Annotated in this window: 1 protein-coding gene; it reads left to right on the top strand. The window is 77.2% G+C overall.

Going from position 1 to position 648, the window contains the following annotated elements; genetic code table 11:
* The coding region (locus D471_RS0112410) for a ketoacyl-synthetase C-terminal extension domain-containing protein (protein WP_017598909.1) at positions 1 to 648 on the top strand (648 nt) is incomplete at both ends.

The raw sequence follows: 648 nt of genomic DNA, 5'->3' as shown, positions 1-648 counted from the left end.
CCCCCGCCGCAACGGCGGCGCGCCGCTGCGGGTGGGCGCCCTGAAGAACAACATCGGCCACCTGGAGGCCGCCGCGGGCGTGGCCGGGGTGCTCAAGGCCGTCGCCTGCCTGCGTCGCGGCGCGGTCGCGCCCCTGGCCAACTTCACCACCCCCAACCCCCGCGTCGACATCGGGGGCACCGGCATCGTCCTGCCCACCGAACCCCTGCCCTGGGACACGGCGGGCGGCGCCGCCCACGCCGGGATCAGCTCCTTCGGCATGTCGGGCACCAACGCCCACGTCATCGTCGGCCCGGCCGACCCGGTCACCGAACCGCCCACGACCCCCGAGGCCGTCCCCGGGTTCGAACTGACCGCAGCCACCGCCGAGGCCCTACGCGCCCTGGCCGCCGACCTGGTCGACGCGGTACCCGACACCCGGGACGGCTACGCCGCCTTCGCCCACACCCTGACCCTGGGACGGCACCGCCACCGGGTCCGCGCCCGGGTCCGCGCCACCGACCCGGACACGGCCGTCACGGCCCTGCGGGCGATCGCCGAGGCCCAGGACTCCCCGCTGGTGGAGACCGTCGACGACCCGCTGGCCGTCACCCCGCCCGACCTGGCCGGGCTACCGCGCCACGTGGTCGACCTGCCCGCCTACCCCTG

The sequence above is a fragment of the Nocardiopsis lucentensis DSM 44048 genome (genome assembly GCF_000341125.1).
Classification (GTDB): domain Bacteria; phylum Actinomycetota; class Actinomycetes; order Streptosporangiales; family Streptosporangiaceae; genus Nocardiopsis; species Nocardiopsis lucentensis.
The sequence above is the reverse complement of the archived record's forward strand: the minus strand, read 5'-3'. Positions and strand labels throughout refer to the sequence as shown.